Origin of the sequence: Maribacter chungangensis (assembly GCF_042676845.1) — a bacterium.
Classification (GTDB): Bacteria; Bacteroidota; Bacteroidia; order Flavobacteriales; family Flavobacteriaceae; genus Maribacter; species Maribacter chungangensis.
Map to the genome: position 1 here is coordinate 400,625 of NZ_JBHTHY010000014.1, position 17,181 is coordinate 417,805.

22 protein-coding genes are annotated in these 17,181 nt (G+C 39.3%); 11 read left to right on the forward strand and 11 right to left on the reverse strand.

Annotated elements, in window-relative coordinates:
• Position 1 precedes the first annotated feature (1 nt).
• From ACFQZJ_RS15940 to ACFQZJ_RS15950, 3 genes are read right to left on the reverse strand one after another with little or no spacing between them, the layout of a single operon-like run.
• Positions 2–1,354, reverse strand: coding sequence for an HlyD family secretion protein (locus tag ACFQZJ_RS15940; RefSeq protein WP_379935871.1), 1,353 nt, complete (start codon positions 1,352–1,354; stop codon positions 2–4).
• A complete protein-coding gene (locus tag ACFQZJ_RS15945; protein WP_379935872.1) occupies positions 1,347–3,026 on the reverse strand; it encodes a peptidase domain-containing ABC transporter in 1,680 nt (559 codons plus the stop codon). Before ACFQZJ_RS15945 ends, ACFQZJ_RS15940 begins: the two co-directional genes overlap by 8 nt.
• A gap of 6 nt (positions 3,027–3,032) precedes the next feature.
• A complete protein-coding gene (locus tag ACFQZJ_RS15950) occupies positions 3,033–3,707 on the reverse strand; it encodes a TetR/AcrR family transcriptional regulator (RefSeq protein ID WP_379935873.1) in 675 nt (224 codons plus the stop codon).
• A 140-nt stretch (positions 3,708–3,847) separates the two neighbouring features.
• Between ACFQZJ_RS15950 and ACFQZJ_RS15955 the strand changes: the two genes are divergently transcribed.
• Both ACFQZJ_RS15955 and ACFQZJ_RS15960 read left to right on the forward strand, forming a co-directional pair.
• Positions 3,848–4,237: a hypothetical protein gene (locus ACFQZJ_RS15955; RefSeq protein ID WP_379935874.1), complete on the forward strand. Its 390-nt coding sequence runs from the start codon at positions 3,848–3,850 to the stop codon at positions 4,235–4,237.
• Positions 4,238–4,925: 688 nt separating this feature from the next.
• A complete protein-coding gene (locus ACFQZJ_RS15960; protein ID WP_379935875.1) occupies positions 4,926–5,243 on the forward strand; it encodes a hypothetical protein in 318 nt (105 codons plus the stop codon).
• Here the strand turns inward: ACFQZJ_RS15960 and ACFQZJ_RS15965 are convergent.
• A complete protein-coding gene (locus ACFQZJ_RS15965; RefSeq protein ID WP_379935876.1) occupies positions 5,233–6,156 on the reverse strand; it encodes a LysR family transcriptional regulator in 924 nt (307 codons plus the stop codon). The genes ACFQZJ_RS15960 and ACFQZJ_RS15965 overlap by 11 nt on opposite strands.
• 98 nt (positions 6,157–6,254) lie before the next feature.
• Here ACFQZJ_RS15965 and ACFQZJ_RS15970 point away from each other — a divergent pair, with 98 nt between their 5' ends.
• The 5 genes from ACFQZJ_RS15970 (at position 6,255) to ACFQZJ_RS15990 (ending at position 9,314) form a co-directional block, all read left to right on the forward strand.
• Positions 6,255–6,701: a hypothetical protein gene (locus tag ACFQZJ_RS15970; protein ID WP_379935877.1), complete on the forward strand. Its 447-nt coding sequence runs from the start codon at positions 6,255–6,257 to the stop codon at positions 6,699–6,701.
• 107 nt (positions 6,702–6,808) lie between these two features.
• Positions 6,809–7,117, forward strand: a complete 309-nt coding sequence (locus tag ACFQZJ_RS15975; RefSeq protein WP_379935878.1) for a hypothetical protein — start codon at positions 6,809–6,811, stop codon at positions 7,115–7,117.
• Between the two features lie 354 nt (positions 7,118–7,471).
• A complete protein-coding gene (locus ACFQZJ_RS15980; RefSeq protein ID WP_379935879.1) occupies positions 7,472–8,035 on the forward strand; it encodes a DNA-3-methyladenine glycosylase I in 564 nt (187 codons plus the stop codon).
• A 12-nt stretch (positions 8,036–8,047) separates the two neighbouring features.
• Positions 8,048–8,638, forward strand: a complete 591-nt coding sequence (locus tag ACFQZJ_RS15985) for a hypothetical protein (RefSeq protein ID WP_379935880.1) — start codon at positions 8,048–8,050, stop codon at positions 8,636–8,638.
• A complete protein-coding gene (locus ACFQZJ_RS15990; RefSeq protein WP_379935881.1) occupies positions 8,625–9,314 on the forward strand; it encodes a DUF2490 domain-containing protein in 690 nt (229 codons plus the stop codon). The genes ACFQZJ_RS15985 and ACFQZJ_RS15990 overlap by 14 nt, the downstream gene beginning before the upstream one ends.
• On the opposite strand, the gene aat is transcribed toward ACFQZJ_RS15990, so the two are convergent.
• A complete protein-coding gene (aat, locus tag ACFQZJ_RS15995) occupies positions 9,306–9,965 on the reverse strand; it encodes a leucyl/phenylalanyl-tRNA--protein transferase (protein WP_379935882.1) in 660 nt (219 codons plus the stop codon). The two genes, ACFQZJ_RS15990 and aat, sit on opposite strands and share 9 nt — an antisense overlap.
• A gap of 135 nt (positions 9,966–10,100) precedes the next feature.
• Positions 10,101–10,478, reverse strand: a complete 378-nt coding sequence (locus tag ACFQZJ_RS16000; protein ID WP_379935883.1) for a DUF3127 domain-containing protein — start codon at positions 10,476–10,478, stop codon at positions 10,101–10,103.
• Positions 10,479–10,608: 130 nt separating this feature from the next.
• Between ACFQZJ_RS16000 and ACFQZJ_RS16005 the strand changes: the two genes are divergently transcribed.
• Entirely contained in the window at positions 10,609–11,757 is a 1,149-nt protein-coding gene (locus ACFQZJ_RS16005) for a sensor histidine kinase (RefSeq protein WP_379935884.1), read from the forward strand.
• Between the two features lie 2 nt (positions 11,758–11,759).
• Entirely contained in the window at positions 11,760–12,116 is a 357-nt protein-coding gene (locus ACFQZJ_RS16010) for a hypothetical protein (RefSeq protein WP_379935885.1), read from the forward strand.
• On the opposite strand, the gene ACFQZJ_RS16015 is transcribed toward ACFQZJ_RS16010, so the two are convergent.
• Positions 12,103–12,495, reverse strand: a complete 393-nt coding sequence (locus ACFQZJ_RS16015) for an HIT family protein (RefSeq protein WP_379935886.1) — start codon at positions 12,493–12,495, stop codon at positions 12,103–12,105. The two genes, ACFQZJ_RS16010 and ACFQZJ_RS16015, sit on opposite strands and share 14 nt — an antisense overlap.
• Before the next feature lie 174 nt (positions 12,496–12,669).
• Positions 12,670–13,146: a transcription elongation factor GreA gene (greA, locus tag ACFQZJ_RS16020; RefSeq protein WP_379935887.1), complete on the reverse strand. Its 477-nt coding sequence runs from the start codon at positions 13,144–13,146 to the stop codon at positions 12,670–12,672.
• 133 nt (positions 13,147–13,279) lie between these two features.
• Here greA and ACFQZJ_RS16025 point away from each other — a divergent pair, with 133 nt between their 5' ends.
• Complete coding sequence (locus ACFQZJ_RS16025; RefSeq protein WP_379935888.1) at positions 13,280–13,717, forward strand: hypothetical protein; 438 nt, start codon at positions 13,280–13,282, stop codon at positions 13,715–13,717.
• A gap of 154 nt (positions 13,718–13,871) precedes the next feature.
• Entirely contained in the window at positions 13,872–14,840 is a 969-nt protein-coding gene (locus ACFQZJ_RS16030; RefSeq protein WP_379935889.1) for a sugar phosphate isomerase/epimerase family protein, read from the forward strand.
• 24 nt (positions 14,841–14,864) lie between these two features.
• Here the strand turns inward: ACFQZJ_RS16030 and ACFQZJ_RS16035 are convergent, their stop codons facing one another.
• The 3 genes from ACFQZJ_RS16035 to ACFQZJ_RS16045 are packed head-to-tail and all read right to left on the reverse strand — an operon-like array spanning position 14,865 to position 17,180.
• Positions 14,865–15,770 (reverse strand): ABC transporter substrate-binding protein, encoded by a 906-nt coding sequence (locus tag ACFQZJ_RS16035; protein WP_379935890.1) that lies wholly within the window; start codon positions 15,768–15,770, stop codon positions 14,865–14,867.
• A 27-nt stretch (positions 15,771–15,797) separates the two neighbouring features.
• Positions 15,798–16,391 (reverse strand): nicotinamide riboside transporter PnuC, encoded by a 594-nt coding sequence (pnuC, locus tag ACFQZJ_RS16040; RefSeq protein ID WP_379935891.1) that lies wholly within the window; start codon positions 16,389–16,391, stop codon positions 15,798–15,800.
• Positions 16,392–17,180 carry a 2OG-Fe(II) oxygenase family protein gene (locus ACFQZJ_RS16045; protein ID WP_379935892.1) on the reverse strand — a complete coding sequence of 263 codons (789 nt, stop codon included), beginning with the start codon at positions 17,178–17,180 and terminating at the stop codon, positions 16,392–16,394.
• Position 17,181 lies beyond the last annotated feature (1 nt).

Genomic DNA, 17,181 nt, shown 5'->3' on the forward strand with positions numbered 1-17,181 from the left:
ACTATTTCTTTACCGGTTTAGCCTGGGCGCCCTCTGGTTGATAATAATTTGGCGGAAATCCGTTCAGTTGCCGCCAAAGTTCGAACCATATAGGCACATCCTCTAACAAGGCTATGGTCTTGGCCCCAGAACCTACTCTAATATCCTTTGGCCATGCATTATCCTCTTCATCGGGAGCCAACAACACCCTGTATTTACCGTTATCGCTAATAAAGGTCTCAATCGCTACCACTTTGCCACCATAAGTACCGTAAGACACATTTGGCCATCCGCTAAAAACAATGGCCGGCCAACCATCGAACCATATTCTTACTTTTTCCCCCAAATGCATTAAAGGCAAATCTATAGGCGATACAAAGGTCTCTACCGCCATTTGGTAGTCCGATGGCATAATACCTACCAGTCGATCACCTTCTTTAAAGGTTTCTCCAATACCTCCTTGTATGGCCCTATTGATAAAACCGTTTTGGGGAGCTCGAATGTAATACATCTGGTTCCGGATTTCATAGTTTGTCTTTTCGTTTTCCAGTTTGGTTACCTGAGCTTCCGAGTTGAACTGATTGGACTGCGCTGTAAACATATCGCTCTGGGCCTTCGAAATCTTGTCCGTATACGAGGCTCTAACCCTGTTAATTTCTACCTCGGCGTTTATGACCTCGTTTTTGGCGGCCAGCAATTTATTCTCTTGGGAAATCAATTTAGCTTGTGTTTCCTGTAATTTCAAGCGTTTTTCTTCCACATCGGTAACTGCTTTCAATCCTTCGCTCTCTAGCTGCTCTGTGCGCTCAAACTGGCGTTGTGCAATTTGTATATTGGTCTTAGCGGCCTCTAGGTCTATACTATCACTTTGCACCTTTAATTTGGACTGTAACAATTTGTTACGCGCTTGTTCCAGTTTTAACTCACGTTCCCTGCCCAGAGCGATAATTTGATTGTTCAGCGCACCCACCTTGCCTTCATAAGAGACTACCGAGGCAGACTTGGCCCTGATCTGATCTCCGGTCCGCTCCACTAACATTGGATCAAAGTACTCGTTCTTAATTTCGGATATGAACAATATGGTATCTCCCTTTTTCACATAATCTCCTTCTTGCACGTACCACCTTTCTATCCTACCCGGAATCGGGGATTGTATGGTCTGAGGACGTTGGTCCGGTCTAAGCGTGGTGAGGAAACCTTCACCACTTACATTTTGCGTCCAAGGCAGAAACAGTATAATCACCATAATCACGGCAAACACCTTAAGAAACTGATTAAAGCGTTTGTAGTGTTTTTTATGAAAAACCCTATCGGTGGATTTGTATCCAACAAGATGTACCGTCTTATTTACAGGGTTCTTTGAAATATTAAGCATCTTTCTGTTTTTCGCTAATTAATTTTCCTTTTTCCAAAGTAAGAACTCTTCCGCACCGCTGCGCCCATCTAGGGTTTTGACTAACAACGACCAAAGCCCACTTGCGATCCGGATGTGTTAAAAAATCCATTATCCTAATAGCCTCATCCGGATTAAAATGGTCTAACGGGTCTTTAAGAATAAGTAGTTTTGGCCTTCGAATAATACTCCTGGCCAACACAATTTTTTTGGCAATAGTAAAGGATATTTGTTTACCCTCGGGATACAGTATCGTGCTTAAGCCCAAGGCTTGTGATTTAACGAACTCCGTTAGACCCGTGTGCTTTAAGGCCCAATTAATATCGTCTCTGGTGATGGATGTATCGCCAAAGGTTAGGTTTTCCAAAAGTGTTCCCTCAAAAGGGGACTCTTCGGTCAATGACTGGCCCAAATGTGATCTAAAGTAATTTAGGTTAAGACCTTGTAGAGAAACATCGTTTACATAAATATCGCCCTCGGTAGGCTCAATAATACCGGCAATCAACCTTAACAGTGTTGTTTTTCCAGATGAATTATTGCCTTGAAGGACTATAGAGCAATTAGGGGTAATTGTAAGCGATATATTATCAATAATCTTACCGGTCTTCTCCGGCACTTCATAAGACACATTACTCAACTCTACCGTAAAACTATCATTTTCCCCAAATGGTTTCTCACCGCTCTGTGGTTCAAGATCCTTGTCTACCACCTGTCCCAATTTCTCCAAGGAGGTTAAAACATCATAAAAGGATTCTAGTCCCAAAATTAATTTTTCTACAGAGGCGATGACCAATAAGATAATAATCTCCGCAGCAACAAACTGTCCAATGTTCATTTCTTGATTAAGTACCAAAAGACCTCCGATCAAAAGAAGTCCCGCCGTTACCAGTACCTTAAAGCCGATCATTTGTATAAATTGCAGCACCAAAACCTTAAAATGACCTTCCCTGGCTTCTAAATACTTATCTACCAAACCGTCTGTTTTATTCAGTGCATGCGAAGTTCTGCCAGATAATTTAAAACTTATTATGGATCTGGCCACCTCTTGGATCCAGTGCGCCATCTTGTACTTTTGCTTGGATTCTATCAAACTACTTTCCAATCCTTTCTCAATGGTAAACTTAAAGACCACATAAATCAAGGCCAACAACAATATGCCATAAATAATGAAAAATGGATGGTAGAAGGAAAGCAGGAGCAGGCCAAAAATAATTTGTAACAGTGCAGCGGGAAAATCCAACAAAATCTTAGAAAGTCCTTTTTGAATATTGAGTACATCAAAAAAGCGATTTGCCAATTCCGGTGGGTAAAAATTACGTAGTTCACGCATCTTTATCTTTGGAAAACGATACGCAAACTCAAAGGAAGCCCTCGTAAAAATCTTTTGTTGTACATTTTCTATGATACGTATTTGCATCAACTGTAATGCCCCTACGAAAACTACTCCAAGGGTTACCACTACCACAAGCACAATCCATGACGTGCTCACTTGAGCCCCCTGGATCAAGTTGATAATAGCCTGTATACCCAGAGGCAGGGAGAGGTTAACCAAACCTGCAAAAATAGCATAGTAAAAAACTTGTAAAACGTCTCGCTTATCCAAACGCAACAACCCAATAAGCCGCTGCCAAGCGGTCAATATATTTTTTGACATCTTCCTTTAAGATTTAAGCACGGAAAAAACGAGGTTTGTAAAATACTGACTCAAATCATCGTTCCCCCTACAATCTGTTAAAGAAACAAAATGGTTCTTTAGAAAATGCTGGTGCAACGAACCTTCCAATACTGTACTGGCCAAACTAGAAGGATATGCGTACCCCTTATCAACATTTTGTATCATTTCCTTTAAACGGTTTACCAATCTCTTATAAATAACAAAATATCCCTCCTTATTTTCGGTATCTACCTCCTTTGTCAAATATGATTTTGAGTATTCGTTAATTACAATTCTATTCAAAAGTACTTCGTTTATATGTGAAAACGCATTGTCCTCAGCAGTAGTTTTCGTAACAATTTCTATTGCCCTTGATAATTTGTCCCTACTATCCGCGATACCATTGGTTGCAAACACTAGTTGATACTCTAACCAACCCCAGTACCAAGAGGTTAAATACAGGAGCAATTTGTGCTTATTCTCAAAATACCTATATATGGAACTTTCATTGGACCCTATCTTAATTCCCAATTTTTTAAAGGTAAAGCTCTCAAAACCCATCTCGTTAATCATTAGAATACTATTTTCTATAATTCTCTTACCTAGATCTGAAGACTCTGGATCTTTGAGAAAAATCTTTTCGTTTATCTTTATTTTAACGGATTGAAGCAAATGTTCCATAGCTGTTATTTATTTTCCTGCACAAATATAATAGCATTACTACTAATTACTAATAGTTTAACTAATATTTAACGACACTAAAGCCATTATTTTTACTACTTAACCGTATATTACATAAATAAATTCAAAATCAAACAGTTATGGTTAAAAAACTACTCTTAATCGTACTAATTCTGCACCCTTTAATAGGGAAATCCCAAGAGCTATTCCAACTATCTTTTGAACATAGGCAAACCTCTTCCTATAGTCCTTGGACAGAAGCAAACGAAACTAGCTTTCCTACGACAAATTCTACCATTATCGTAGGAGGGTTAAATGACCTGGACGGAATTGGAAATTATCTAAATATTTTTGGCAGCAAACTTATTGTCGATAGTTTGGACATAGCATCCGATGGCACACAAAACGTGGTGCTAAGAAGAGAAGATGGAGGTAACTTTTTTAACTTATACCCCACTATAAATGCTAAACTCACACCTGTTCGCTACGGTAAAAATGAAGCGGCCCTACCCATAGAAAGCACGCCATAAGCCTTAGGTAAATAAACAGTGTTAACAGTAACTATTAATTAAACCTTGTATCATATCGAAATATATTAAATACGGAAATTAGGATCAAATATCCGGCACAACCCTTAAAGTTGTCTAAAGCCGTTTAAGTTTCCAAAGATTCCGCTTTTTTTATCTATTGCTCCTAACACTTACTAGATATTAAAGTGTTAATGAAAAAATAAAGGAAAAGACATACAACCAAAGCGCGTTTTATTCGTGTTGCGTTTATAAGTCTAACCGGGATAAAGAAAACATCCGTCAAAAAAATCCTAAAATTTTCATGACAATTACTTGAATCCAAACAACGTAAAGATGAGGACAACAAATTAACATTAAAAAATCTAGCGATAAATTTAGTTTTCCAAAGTTTCAAAGGCTATTATCACCAGATTAGAGATGCCGTTTTTTACCAAGTTCGGCTTTACCGGAAATTTACATGTTAAACCCAGAATATGCATTAGAAAAACTATTACAGCTCCTAGCTACTGCGAATACTACCGCTGCGCTACTTTTTTACGATGTAACCATAACGGTACTATGCTAAAATCGATAAAATGCCGGTATTCATTGTATCTCGAAGCTTCATAACGAAGTTCCAATACATAATTTAGGTGAAACAAACCGCTGAATAAAATATTGGGACAGTACCACTAAAACAACAAAAAGAATGATACTTGCACATATCATGGCTACGGATCGTGTTCAGGCTCTTGAAATCATCGATCTTTTAATGGACAAAAAACTATTGCTACAAGCAGCTGTATCGGAAAAGACCATTTATCAGAAAAAAACAGAGAAAGGCGAATTGGTAAGCGAGCACCGAACTTTAATTATCGGCAAAACCAAGGGTTTACTCTTCTCGGCCATAAACAAGGAACTCAAAAAACATTTTGTTGAAAACATGCCCATGCTGTATTCCGTTCCCATAATTTACATGGATGAGGAACTCGCAGACCTACTTAGAGAAAACACGGCTAAAGTGTAGTCTCAAACCAGCTAAAGTGCTCAGCAATAATTCGTTCCTTATCTTGTTCTATATACTCTAGAAATGCAATTGCCGCCGGAGATTGTTTTTTTGCCGAAAGCCAAACCAAGTTCCAGGTAGTACTTATGGGAAGCCCCGCTACCTCCATTATTTGTAACTCCTTATTCAGCAATTCGCTTTTGATACCGATAAGGGGCATTATAGAATACCCTAATCCTGCGATTACAGCTTGCTTTACCGCCTCATTTGAGGTGAGCTCAATTTTTTTTGTTGATGGTAGATTATTTTTTTTGATAAAATTCTCCATTGCATTTCGCGTTGCCGAGCCTTGTTCGCGATAAATGAGCGGTAATTGCTCAAAAATCCTTTTCGTTATTTTACGACTTGTTTTACTCTTAGTACTGCCTACAAGAAAAAGCTTATTTTCCATAAGGTCTACGCTGTTCACTTTAAGATGATCGGGTACTACGGACACCAAGGCAAAATCCACCTCGTTACGCTCCAAAGACCTAACCACCTTGGATTTATTGGTGACATCCATGACCAATTCCACTCCAGAATTTTCATTAATGAAATCACTCAAAAAATAGGGCATAACGTACTGCCCTGTAGATACGATCGAAATCTTAAGCTTACCGGACAAACTACCTTCGTACGCCAAAGACTTATAATTTATGGCATAAACCTGATCGATTATTTTTTCCGCTGCCTCGGCAATTTCCTTACCAAAATCGGTTACATATAGTTTTCTGCCTACCACTTCTGTTAAAGGAATGGAAAACTGGTCTTGAAAATTCTTTAATTGAATGGACACCGCCGGCTGGGTCAAGAACAATTCCTCGGCAGCCTTTGTAATGCTCTCCTTCTCGGTAACCTTCAAGAATACCTGTAGTTGATGTAGTGTATAATTCATTAAAAACTTTTATGTTTTTGATAATAAATATAAATAAAAATTAATGATAAATGCTTCTTACCTTTAAAAAAAGCGGAAATCTTTAAAATACCTTAGCTATGAAAAATATAATCATCACAATATGTTTTAGTCTTATATGTTTACAAGCTAATAGTCAACTTGCTTATGAAGTTTTGGACATCGTTTATTTAGACGAGTTCTCGGCCAAGAAACATAATCTTAATGGCACTCCGTTTACTAACGCCAGCTCAGAAACTAGAGCAGTTTTGCCAAAACAGGCATTAGATAGGAAAAATACGACCAAGCTGCGTAGCCTAACCACTTTGGCTCCTGCCAAATACCCTAGTATTTACTCCTTGCACAGCTTTAGTGCCTTTAAAAGAAACTTCTCAGACGCAGAAAAACGTACACCTTTATCGCTTGTGTTTCACAGAACTAACGAGGGGAACCTTTTTAAGTTCCTTTTACCAATTAACCATGATATCCTAAACCTACCCAGCAGTCAACAAATTCCTAAGGGATTTGGACCTACGTTTAAAATTTAGCGCAATATAATCTATATTTATGTATTATATAATTAATATAAATAAAAATTTATAAATAATTAATACCAACTTTGTACTTTAACTTAAATTTATACAAAAAAAACATCATGAAAGTAGCAAACGCCAAAACGGAACAGACCACAACGCAAAAAATTCAACTAGTAGAGGGAGAGTTTACCATATCGGAGGCCAACGACGTTGTAACTTCCCTTATTGATGAAAAACTAAATTTTCATAAACTACAACGACTGTCATTGAGTGAGGGCTCTTCCTTTGCGGACACTAGATATCCAGACGGGAGAATAGGAGAGTTAGAACGGGAAAAAGCAACAGCAAGAGCTTTTTTTGCGGAAGCACGTAAAACAGGGGCGACCATAAAAATAAATGGCACACTGGAAATCTCTTTACTTAAGTAAAAGTTATGTAGCGGCACACTGATCAGTTAATGAGAAGCATCAGGATAATCCTTAGGAACAAACTAAGCTACACAGCCTTCCTTTTTATTTTATCCTGATTGTTTCCAACGGGGCGCTAGTATCCGTACTGTTCGTTTTTAAAACAGTAATAACAAAAGTAGACGATATGCAAACAGCTACTTCTGTATACTGTTCATAGCTAACCGAACACCTCTTTTCCTTTGAGGGTACAGCACTGCATAGCACAACAAACGGCTCGTGGCCACCTTAAAAACAATCTAGTTACCCCCCATAGATATAAATTGCAATAACCTTGTAATTATTGCCCTATCTTTAGGCAATTAATGGTATACTATGGATAAAAATAGATGTGGTTGGTGCAAGGGAGATGCCCTGTACGAAGCCTACCATGATCAAGAATGGGGGGTTCCGCTAAAGGACGATGCCTCTATTTTCGAATTTTTGATACTTGAAACCTTTCAGGCGGGTCTCAGTTGGATAACCGTACTAAAAAAGAGAGAGAATTTTAGGGAAGCACTAGACCATTTTGATTACAAAAAGATAGCCGAATACGATCAGTCAAAGATAGACGCCCTTTTACTGAACAACGGTATAATTAGGAATAAACTTAAAATAAATGCTACCGTTACAAATGCTAGGGCATTTATTGAAATCCAAAAAAAATACGGCAGTTTTAGCAATTACATTTGGGGATTTGTAAATCACGAACCTATAAAGAACAAGGTAACCAATTATAAAGAGGCCCCTGCTAACACTCCTATTTCGGACCGACTCAGCAAAGACCTTAAAAAAAATGGATTTAAATTTGTAGGAAGCACCGTTATCTATGCACACATGCAAGCAACCGGAATGGTCAATGATCATGAAACGAGTTGTTTTAGATATAACGAAGTATAAAATCCAAACCCAATGTCTGTAACCCTTAAAATTTTCACTGTTACTATTTTCTTTTTATACTCCTTTGGTTCATTTGCCCAAAACAAATACGAACGGGAATATCGCATAAGAAAAGACCAATTTCCAACACTGGCACTACAGATTCTAGATACCAATATAACAGATACAAAACGATTACGATTCTATAAGGAAACGGATAGTGCCAAAAGTAGTTATGAAGCAAAGTTTAAAAAGGACAAACTTTGGTACAGTATGGAATTTAATGTTGCCGGCAACCTTGAGGACATTGAAATAACGATCAAACCTTTAGACATCCCATCAGATGTGCTAGCGAGGATAACAAGGTATTTTGGCATGTCTTTCCAAAAATACCGTATAAAAAAAATACAGCAACAATACCTCTGTTCCGCAAATGAAGATCTGACAACCACATTGCGGAACGCATTTCAAAATCTACTTATACCTACCCTAAACTACGAAATTATTGTATCTGGCAAAGAAGGTAAAAGCTATTTGGAATATGAAGTTCTTTTTAATGCCGAGGGCAATTTTATAAATAAAAGAAAACGATTACCTGCCAATTATGACCATGTCCTTTACTAATCATAATCGTTTTTTATTTATTCTGGTTCTCTTTGCCTCGTACTTTACGCAAGGGCAAGATGCTGTTATCGGATACTGGCAACCCCAAATAGGAATAAACTATACCGTAGCACCAAACTACTCGCATAATTTTTCACTTGCAAAACGTACGTTTGTCTTTAGGGACAGTGAAACAGAGTTCACGATAAGGCAGTTGGACCTTGCCCATTTTTCCAACCTAAAGATCAGGGGCAACCAAAGTGTTGGTTTTGGAATTCAATACCGGTTTAGCGGGTTTTTTGATGCCACTAGGGAAAACGAGCTACGACTTGTGCAGCAATACAACATAACCAAAAGCGATAGGGGACTTCGTTTAGGCCACCGGTTACGCTCCGAGCAGCGCATTACCAACAGTGCTACCATCCATAGATTTAGATACCGGTTCGCTTTGGATTTTCCCCTTCAGGGCGAATCATTGGATATTGGCGAAACCTATTTGGTGCTATCCACAGAATCCCTATGGAGCGTTGCGACAGCTACGCACCCTGAATATGACCAACGTATTAAGGCAAACTTGGGATGGATGCTGGACCAAAACACCAAAATACAGATTGGTACGGAATACAGGGCAGAGAACTATACACAAGAAACAGGACATGTTTTTTTTCTGCTCACAAGTCTTGTGCTATCACTTTAGGAGACCAATAAACTCCTTCCTAGGAATCTCAAAGGCTCCCATACTTGCCAAATGGTCCGTATAGATCTGACAATCAATGCAGCTATAGTTTTTCTCTTTAAGTTCCTCTGCCAGTTTTATGAACGCGAATTTGGAAGCGTTGGCCTTAAAGCTAAACATACTTTCTCCGCAAAAAACCGTACCCAAGTCAACACCATATAATCCGCCAACTAAACTATCGTCCTCCCATACTTCGTAGGACTTGGCAAATCCCAATTCATGAAGCCTTATATAAGCATTTCTCATGTCTTCGGTAATCCATGTTCCCTCTTGATCCTGGCGTTTTACGGTAGAACAGTGCTTTATTACAGCTTCAAAACATGTATTTACGGTTATTCTAAACTTTTGGTCCCGAAGTACTTTACGCATACTTTTGGACACCTTTACTTGATCTGGAAAAAGCACCATTCTGGGGTCTGGACTCCACCAAAGAATCAACGAATCTTCATTAAACCAAGGAAAAATACCGTTTTGATAGGCCAACAAGAGCCGTTCGGGAGAAAGATCGCCACCAACGGCCAATAGGCCTTCCTTATTGGCCAAAGATACATCCGGGAAGACCAATCTATCCGACAGAAATGCAATGGAATTTTGCCGTTTTCCTTCTTTCACACCGTTTTTATTTACAATGTAACCAAAAGCTAAAAAAACAAAAAACTTGTTCAACCTTTTATGTCAAACAAGTTTTATAGTTCCAAATAATATGGAAACTGCGGTAAGCAAATATAATTATGCTATATCAGAATTTTAAAACGGAAGATCATCGTGATCTTCTTCGTTTAAATTATCTGCAGGTTCAAATGCTTCCATAGGAGGAACGGGAGGCATGCCTGCCGCCGGAGCTTGTTGCTGTACCGTTTCTATACGCCAGCCTTGAATAGAGTTGAAATACTTCACCTCTCCCTGTGGGTTGGTCCATTCCCTTCCCCTTACGTTAATACCTACTTTTACATCTTGTCCAACGCCGTAATTGTTCAACAAATCACATTTATCCTGTACAAACTCTACCAAAATATGCTGTGGATATTGCTCATCTGTAGTAATCACCAGTTCTCTTTTCCTAAATCCGTTGTTACCAAAAGTTTTGGTTTCTCCAACTAACTTTACTTTACCTTCTAATTCCATCTTAAATGCTCTTTAATTCGATCTAAATTCAAAAGTACATAAAATGATGCGGTAATAAAACTAACACCCAAGAATACAGCACAACAATTATTTACAATTTAGGTTATCTTTAGTATTAGATAACATTGGAATGAAATTCAACCCTAAAAGCAAGACCTCTACTATTTTTCTACTCATTGGTTCGTTCGCTGTGGTTAGCCTTATTCTTTGGAACACCAATAGCTTTTTTAAAACCTTTAAAGAAGAGGAACGCCTTAAAATGGAAATCTGGGCTACGGCACAGTCAGAGTTTTTACAATCGTCCGAAAACGTAGAGCTTGGAAACCTTCATCTTCGGGTATTCCAGAACAATACCTCTACGCCAATGATCTTGATCAACAAGGACAGTTCTATTCGCGTAAACAACATCCCAAAGGAAAAAGTAACGGACTCGGTCTATATTCAAAAAAAATTAAAACAGTTCCAAAGCGAAAACACACCAATTTCAATTGATCAACAAGGCGAACATTTAGCTACCCTATATTACGGAAATTCAGATGTGTTGAACAAATTAAAATACTACCCCATTGCGCTTTTATTGATAATTTTTCTATTTGGAACCGTAATTTATTTCCTTTTCAAGACCAATAAATCCTCCGAGCAGAACAAACTATGGGCGGGCATGGCAAAAGAAACAGCGCACCAGATCGGCACTCCATTATCCTCATTACTTGGCTGGAACGAATTATTAAAAACGGAACATATAAACCCGGACATCACCAAAGAGATAGAAAAGGATATTGACCGACTACAGACCATTACCGAACGTTTTTCCAAAATTGGCTCCTTGCCCAAATTGGATAAATTGGATATTGTAGATGAAACTGAAAAAGCTTACGCCTATTTAAAAAAACGCAGTTCCAAGCTCATCCATTTTTCCTTTGTAAGCAAAATAGAATCCGTGCCCGTACTCCTAAACAGCTCCTTATACAACTGGACCATAGAAAATCTAGTCAAAAACGGAATAGATGCCATGCGAGGCAAAGGCAGCATTGCCATAGAGATCGTTCCCGATGGGAAATTCGTGAATATACTGATAGCGGACACAGGCTCTGGAATTCCAAAAAGCAGCTATACCACCATCTTTAACCCCGGGGTTACGACCAAGAAAAGAGGTTGGGGACTAGGCCTGTCGCTTGTTAAAAGAATCGTAGAAGAATATCATAATGGAAAAATAAAAGTACTTTCGTCTGGTAAAGAGGGTACCATCATGCAAATATCCCTAAAAGTAGCAGTGTAATTATGGCAAAAGAAAAGTTAGTCGTTGTTAAAGAAGCGAACCTCACAAATAATTGTCCGGAATGCTTTAACCAAGACTTGAACCTCACCTTTTTTCAAAAACATACGTACGGCCGTTTCTATCATAAAACAACCGCTGAGGTTACCAACAGGTTGGTTTGTAATACATGTAAATCAAATATCTATCCCGTGAGCTGGACGGAGGATATAGAACGGATGTTCAATTACTATCAAAAAACGGTAGTCCCGGAACCAAAATCCTCCAAGCCCACCATCTTGCTATATATAGCACTATTATTGTTGCTGGTGGTGGTTGCCGCAGTACTCTACCTTCTTTTTGGCCCGCCTATCGAATATTAGCCCTAATACTGGCTGCTATTGTTTCAAATTCCTCGGTAGTGCAAGTAACTTTATGTTGAAATTTTGCATCTTCCATGGTATTCAATGGAATCAGGTGCACGTGCGCATGCGGAACCTCCAAACCTATAACGGTAATACCTACCCGCTTACAAGCAATGACCTCACCAATAGCCTTGCCTACTTTCCTGGAAAAAGCCATTAAGCCCAAAAAGTGCTCTTCTTCCATATCCAAAATTTTATCTACCTCAATTTTAGGAATACATAAGGTATGGCCTTTGGCGTTTGGGTTGATATCCAAAAAGGCGAAAAAGTCGGCATCCTCCGCAATTTTATAACAAGGAATTTCCCCGTTTATGATTTTTGTGAACAAGGTTGACATATAAAATAGATTTTGGGTTCAAAGCTCAAGGTTTCAGCTTAAAGGTTCGAGTTTCCAGGTTTTATAACATTCCCCAATTGAAAATCATCCGATAAATTGGAATCAATTTAAAATCTAAAACCTAAAAATCCTGTTCTTTTTGGGAACAGGATTAAAGATAATAAAATTCGTGAGCTATTCTCTTGTAATTTCCAATACCTCTAATTTTAGGGTACCGTTAGGAACGGCAATTTCTGCCACCTCACCTACTTTTTTGCCCAAAAGACCTTTTCCAATTGGCGAACTCACGGATATTTTACCTGTTTTTATGTCAGATTCACTTTCGGCCACCAAGGTGTACTTCATCTCCATACCGTTACCTTGATTTTTTAGTTTTACGGTAGAAAGGACAAGGACTTTTGAAGTGTCTAGTTGGGATTCGTCTATTAATCTTGCATTGGCCAGAATCGCCTCCATTTTAGAAATCTTCATTTCCAACAGACCCTGTGCTTCTTTGGCGGCATCATATTCCGCATTTTCGGACAAATCACCTTTATCACGTGCCTCGGCTATGGCTTGCGAAGCTTTAGGACGTTCAATATCCCTAAGCTGATTTAACTCATCTTTTAGTTTTCTTAGACCTTCTGCGGTGTAGTAAGATACGTTACCCATAATAGCATCGTTTAATAAATAAGAAAATCCCCTACTTATGCCTTGTTTACAGGCTTTTTTAGAGAGGATTTAACGCAAAGATACATATTTTTTATGCATTTTTGTTTAGCTTTTGTTAAAACCGTGGTTAGACATGAAACGTATTTTCCTACTTGTATCCTTACTAGTTTTATGCGCTTGTGAGAGCGAACGCACCAACAGAAATCCCTACTTGCAGGAGGTGGGCTTTAGTTTTGAGCTCAATTTAAACCTTCCGTTATATAGCCCTTTGACAAATTTAGGGAGCGTAGTTTTGGTAACGTCCCAAGAGGTAGGTACCCGCGGGGCTTTCGTTATAAAATCAGGTATCGACACCTATAGTGCCTTTGAGGCCAGCTGTCCAAACCATCCGCCCAACGACTGCTCTACCATGAGCTTTAGCGGACAAGTGGCCACCTGCTCTTGTGAGGACTATGAGTACAGTCTTTTTACGGGACAAATGCTGAACAGACCAGATGACGGTAATAGGTATTACGATATGCTGAATTACCGTACCAGTTTTAATGGGAATTCTGTACGGATCTTTAATTAACTGGCATACCTAGTGCTTTATGTCTTTGTAATCATCGAATTCCCGTGATTTGATAAAACCGCTACCTATGGCACACTTTAGAACACTGAACTCCTCAAATTTTTAAACCACCGGAACTACGCACATAAGTACCACCAATAATAATCCAACTTGCATGAAAAGAAGAAGCTTCGTTAAAAACATAAGTACCGTAGCTACCGCCTTGGCATTTGCACCGGCGTTGGCTACGAGCCGCAAAAGCCCAAAACCATCTAAGGTGGGCGTACAGTTATTCTCGCTCCCCAAACTTTTGGAAAAGGACTTTAATGCAGGGATCCAAATGATCTCGGAAATAGGCTATAAAGAAATTGAAATGTACGGTCCCTTTCCGTTCAGTGTGGATGCCATTAAAGAACGGTGGAACACCATTACCCCGAACTTAGGTTTTAGCGGCAGCGGTTATTTTGGACATTCGCCCCAAGAGGTCAAGAAAATTTTGGACCACCATGGGATAAAGGTGACTGCCGCACATGCCGATATGGATACCATGCAGACCCGCATGGAGCAAATTGGCGAGGCCGGTGACCAACTTGGCTTTGAATATATTGGCCTACCCTCTATCCCGGAGGCCAAACGACAAACCTTGGATGACTATAAAAGGGTGGCCGAGGAATTTAATGAAATAGGCGAAAAAGCAAAAAAAGTAGGATTGAAATTTGCCTACCACAATCATGGCTACGGGTTACAGAAAGTAGCTGGTCAAATACCCTTGGATCTTATTTTTGAGGAAACAGATCCCGATCTTGTTTTTTTTGAAATGGATATCTATTGGACCATTGCCGGAGGAGCGGACCCCATAGCATATCTTACAGCATACCCCGATCGCTATCGGTTAATGCACATTAAGGACATGAAGGAAAAGGTGCGATTTTCTGGCGATGGCGGCGAACCCAGTCAGTGGATCGCCCTGTTCCCCTATATGACCGCCTTGGGGGAAGGCGTATTGGATATACCCTCCATTATTTCCTTTGCACGGGAAAAAGGGGTGAAACACTTTTATGTAGAACAGGATATGGCAGCCAATCCTGAATCGGAGCTCAAAAAGAGTTTTGATTATTTGAAGACAGTGGGATTACTGAGATAATAAAATTTATAACAAACCAGATTCTTAAACCAAGCCAGAAACCACCAACTCGGCCACCGTACAAGAACGCTGCTCCAGCTTATTTTCCAATAACCAATCCAAGTAGGCCTTTACTTTCTGTTTATCCATAACGCCCCAAGTATCCATAGTGCCGTAGAAAGGGGAAGTGAATTCCTGACTTTGTAAAAGATCTATATCCCAATCCTGCTTCGCTACATAAGGCGCAATACACTCCACTCCTTTAACGGGATTTGCTTGGGCGAACAAATAGCCTTTTTTGGTGGCCTCCAAAAAACGGGCGTAATCTCCTTCGTTATCGGAAACTAACTTTTCACTGGCTAAAATAATCGGGGAATAGCCGTAAGGAATACCGTAATCGGACATTTTAAAAAGATTTAGTGCTATACCCTCGTTTGCTGCCTGTACGCCCTCCCAGTTTCTAAATATCCACGTGGCATCCGCCTTGCCAGTTAAGATGGTTTCCCAGATGCCCAGTTTCTCCGGATAGCTTATTTCAAAATCTCCAACACCGCCATCGTTCTTGATCATTTGCCGAACAATTTCGTCTTCATAACGCGCTTTGTACGATGCATATTTTTTTCCGTCCAAATCTGCAGGGCGTTTAATTTTTCCATTGGCCAAAGTTGCTATGGCACTTATATCTTCTTGAAAAATAGTGGCAATGGCGACCGCCTCGAACGGAGTTGCCTTGGTGCGATAACTCACCACACTCTCAAACGGACACAAGGCCATATCCGCTTGGCGCAGTTCTACCTTTTTCGCCGGAGTAACACTGTAATTGTCCATATCGGGAGTAGTTATCGTTACATCTAAACCCAATTCTTTATAAAATCCTTTGGCTTTGGCAACATAAAAACCGGTATGGTTTGTATTTGCCGTCCAATCCAAGGCAATTGTAAATTTTTTCATCGTTTTCGTTTTTACATGATATCCGCATTAAGCGGACACCATCTTATTATTATTATACTTTTTTCTCCAGTTCCAGAAACCAAAAAAGGAGAATGCAAAATACACCATAGTAAGCAGGGTGTATATATTTAAATCTTTGGATTGATACAAGAAAATAGTAGCTCCATTAATGAGTATCCAAAACAACCATGCTGCAATGTATTTTTTCACTTCTAAATAACTGGCTACAAAACTAAAAGCCGTTGTTGCAGCGTCAAAATAAGGGCTATCCGCATCTGAGTGATTCGAAAAGAACCAACCTAGGAATAAAGCACCTAAACACCCCACAACGACACTTATCAGCAGTATTTTTTTAGGTATTTTAATAATCTCGACCGGCGTGTTCTGCGCACTTTTTGTGGTCCACAACCAATAGCCGTACACTCCAATAATAACGTAGTAGACAAACAGAATGGCCTCTGAATACAAGTTGTTCCGATAAAAAAGAACAATACTCAATAACGAAGCTGCGATGCCGAACAACCAGCATGTCCGTTTTTCCTGTATCAGAAAAAACAAATAGGCCAAACCAAAGAGTACGGCCATAATTTCCAAGCCCAAAGCAAGAATTTCCCCTTTCATTTAAAACTTGTTTAGGTAGTATTCGTAATATGCTTTACCACTTCCGGTAAATGAACTGTGTTGAATGCTTGCCCTTGGCTCGGGTATAGAGAAAAAAGCAAATGAAAATCGCTCTTCACTACTATTTTCCGGTAATATCACACCATGGTTCAAAGCTTTTATTTTTCCATTGGTCATTAGTTCCATAAAACAACCCGGAAAAAGGACTACCTCATCTATGGCGTTTTGCAGTACTTTTTTCCCGTTGGATTTCTCGTAGGCAAAGCCGGACTCCAATCCAAACAGGAAAACGGAAAACAAGGAAACATCGGTGTGAAAAGAGAGTCGGTCTAAGGGTTTTGTTTTTTGATCCGTCAACGCTAATGCCGGATAGTAATTACAGGAAACCATCTGTTTTATATAATCATCATAAAACAGGTCTAATTCAGAAACACCTAACCAATGTAGCACTTTTTTCTCCAGCGCATTAATATATGCCAACTGCTCGGGAAACTCTTGTTTCAGGTATTCTTGAAAAGTTTCGGGGAAGGTCTCTACCGTACTGATATCCGACAATACAAAAGAATGTAACAGGTCTTTATCATATTGGTTGAGACTGTCTGTCTGCCCCATATAGGAGTAGCCATCAAAGGCAACTCCCAATTTCTTTTGAGAATACTGCATTCTTTCGGATAAGGGCAATTCCAAGAACCGTTGTAAAGCGGTCCTTAGAACAGAATCCTTAGATGCGGGAATATTCGTGGTTATAAAACCATCATCCCTAAGGCGAAGTTTCAAATCTTGAAACATC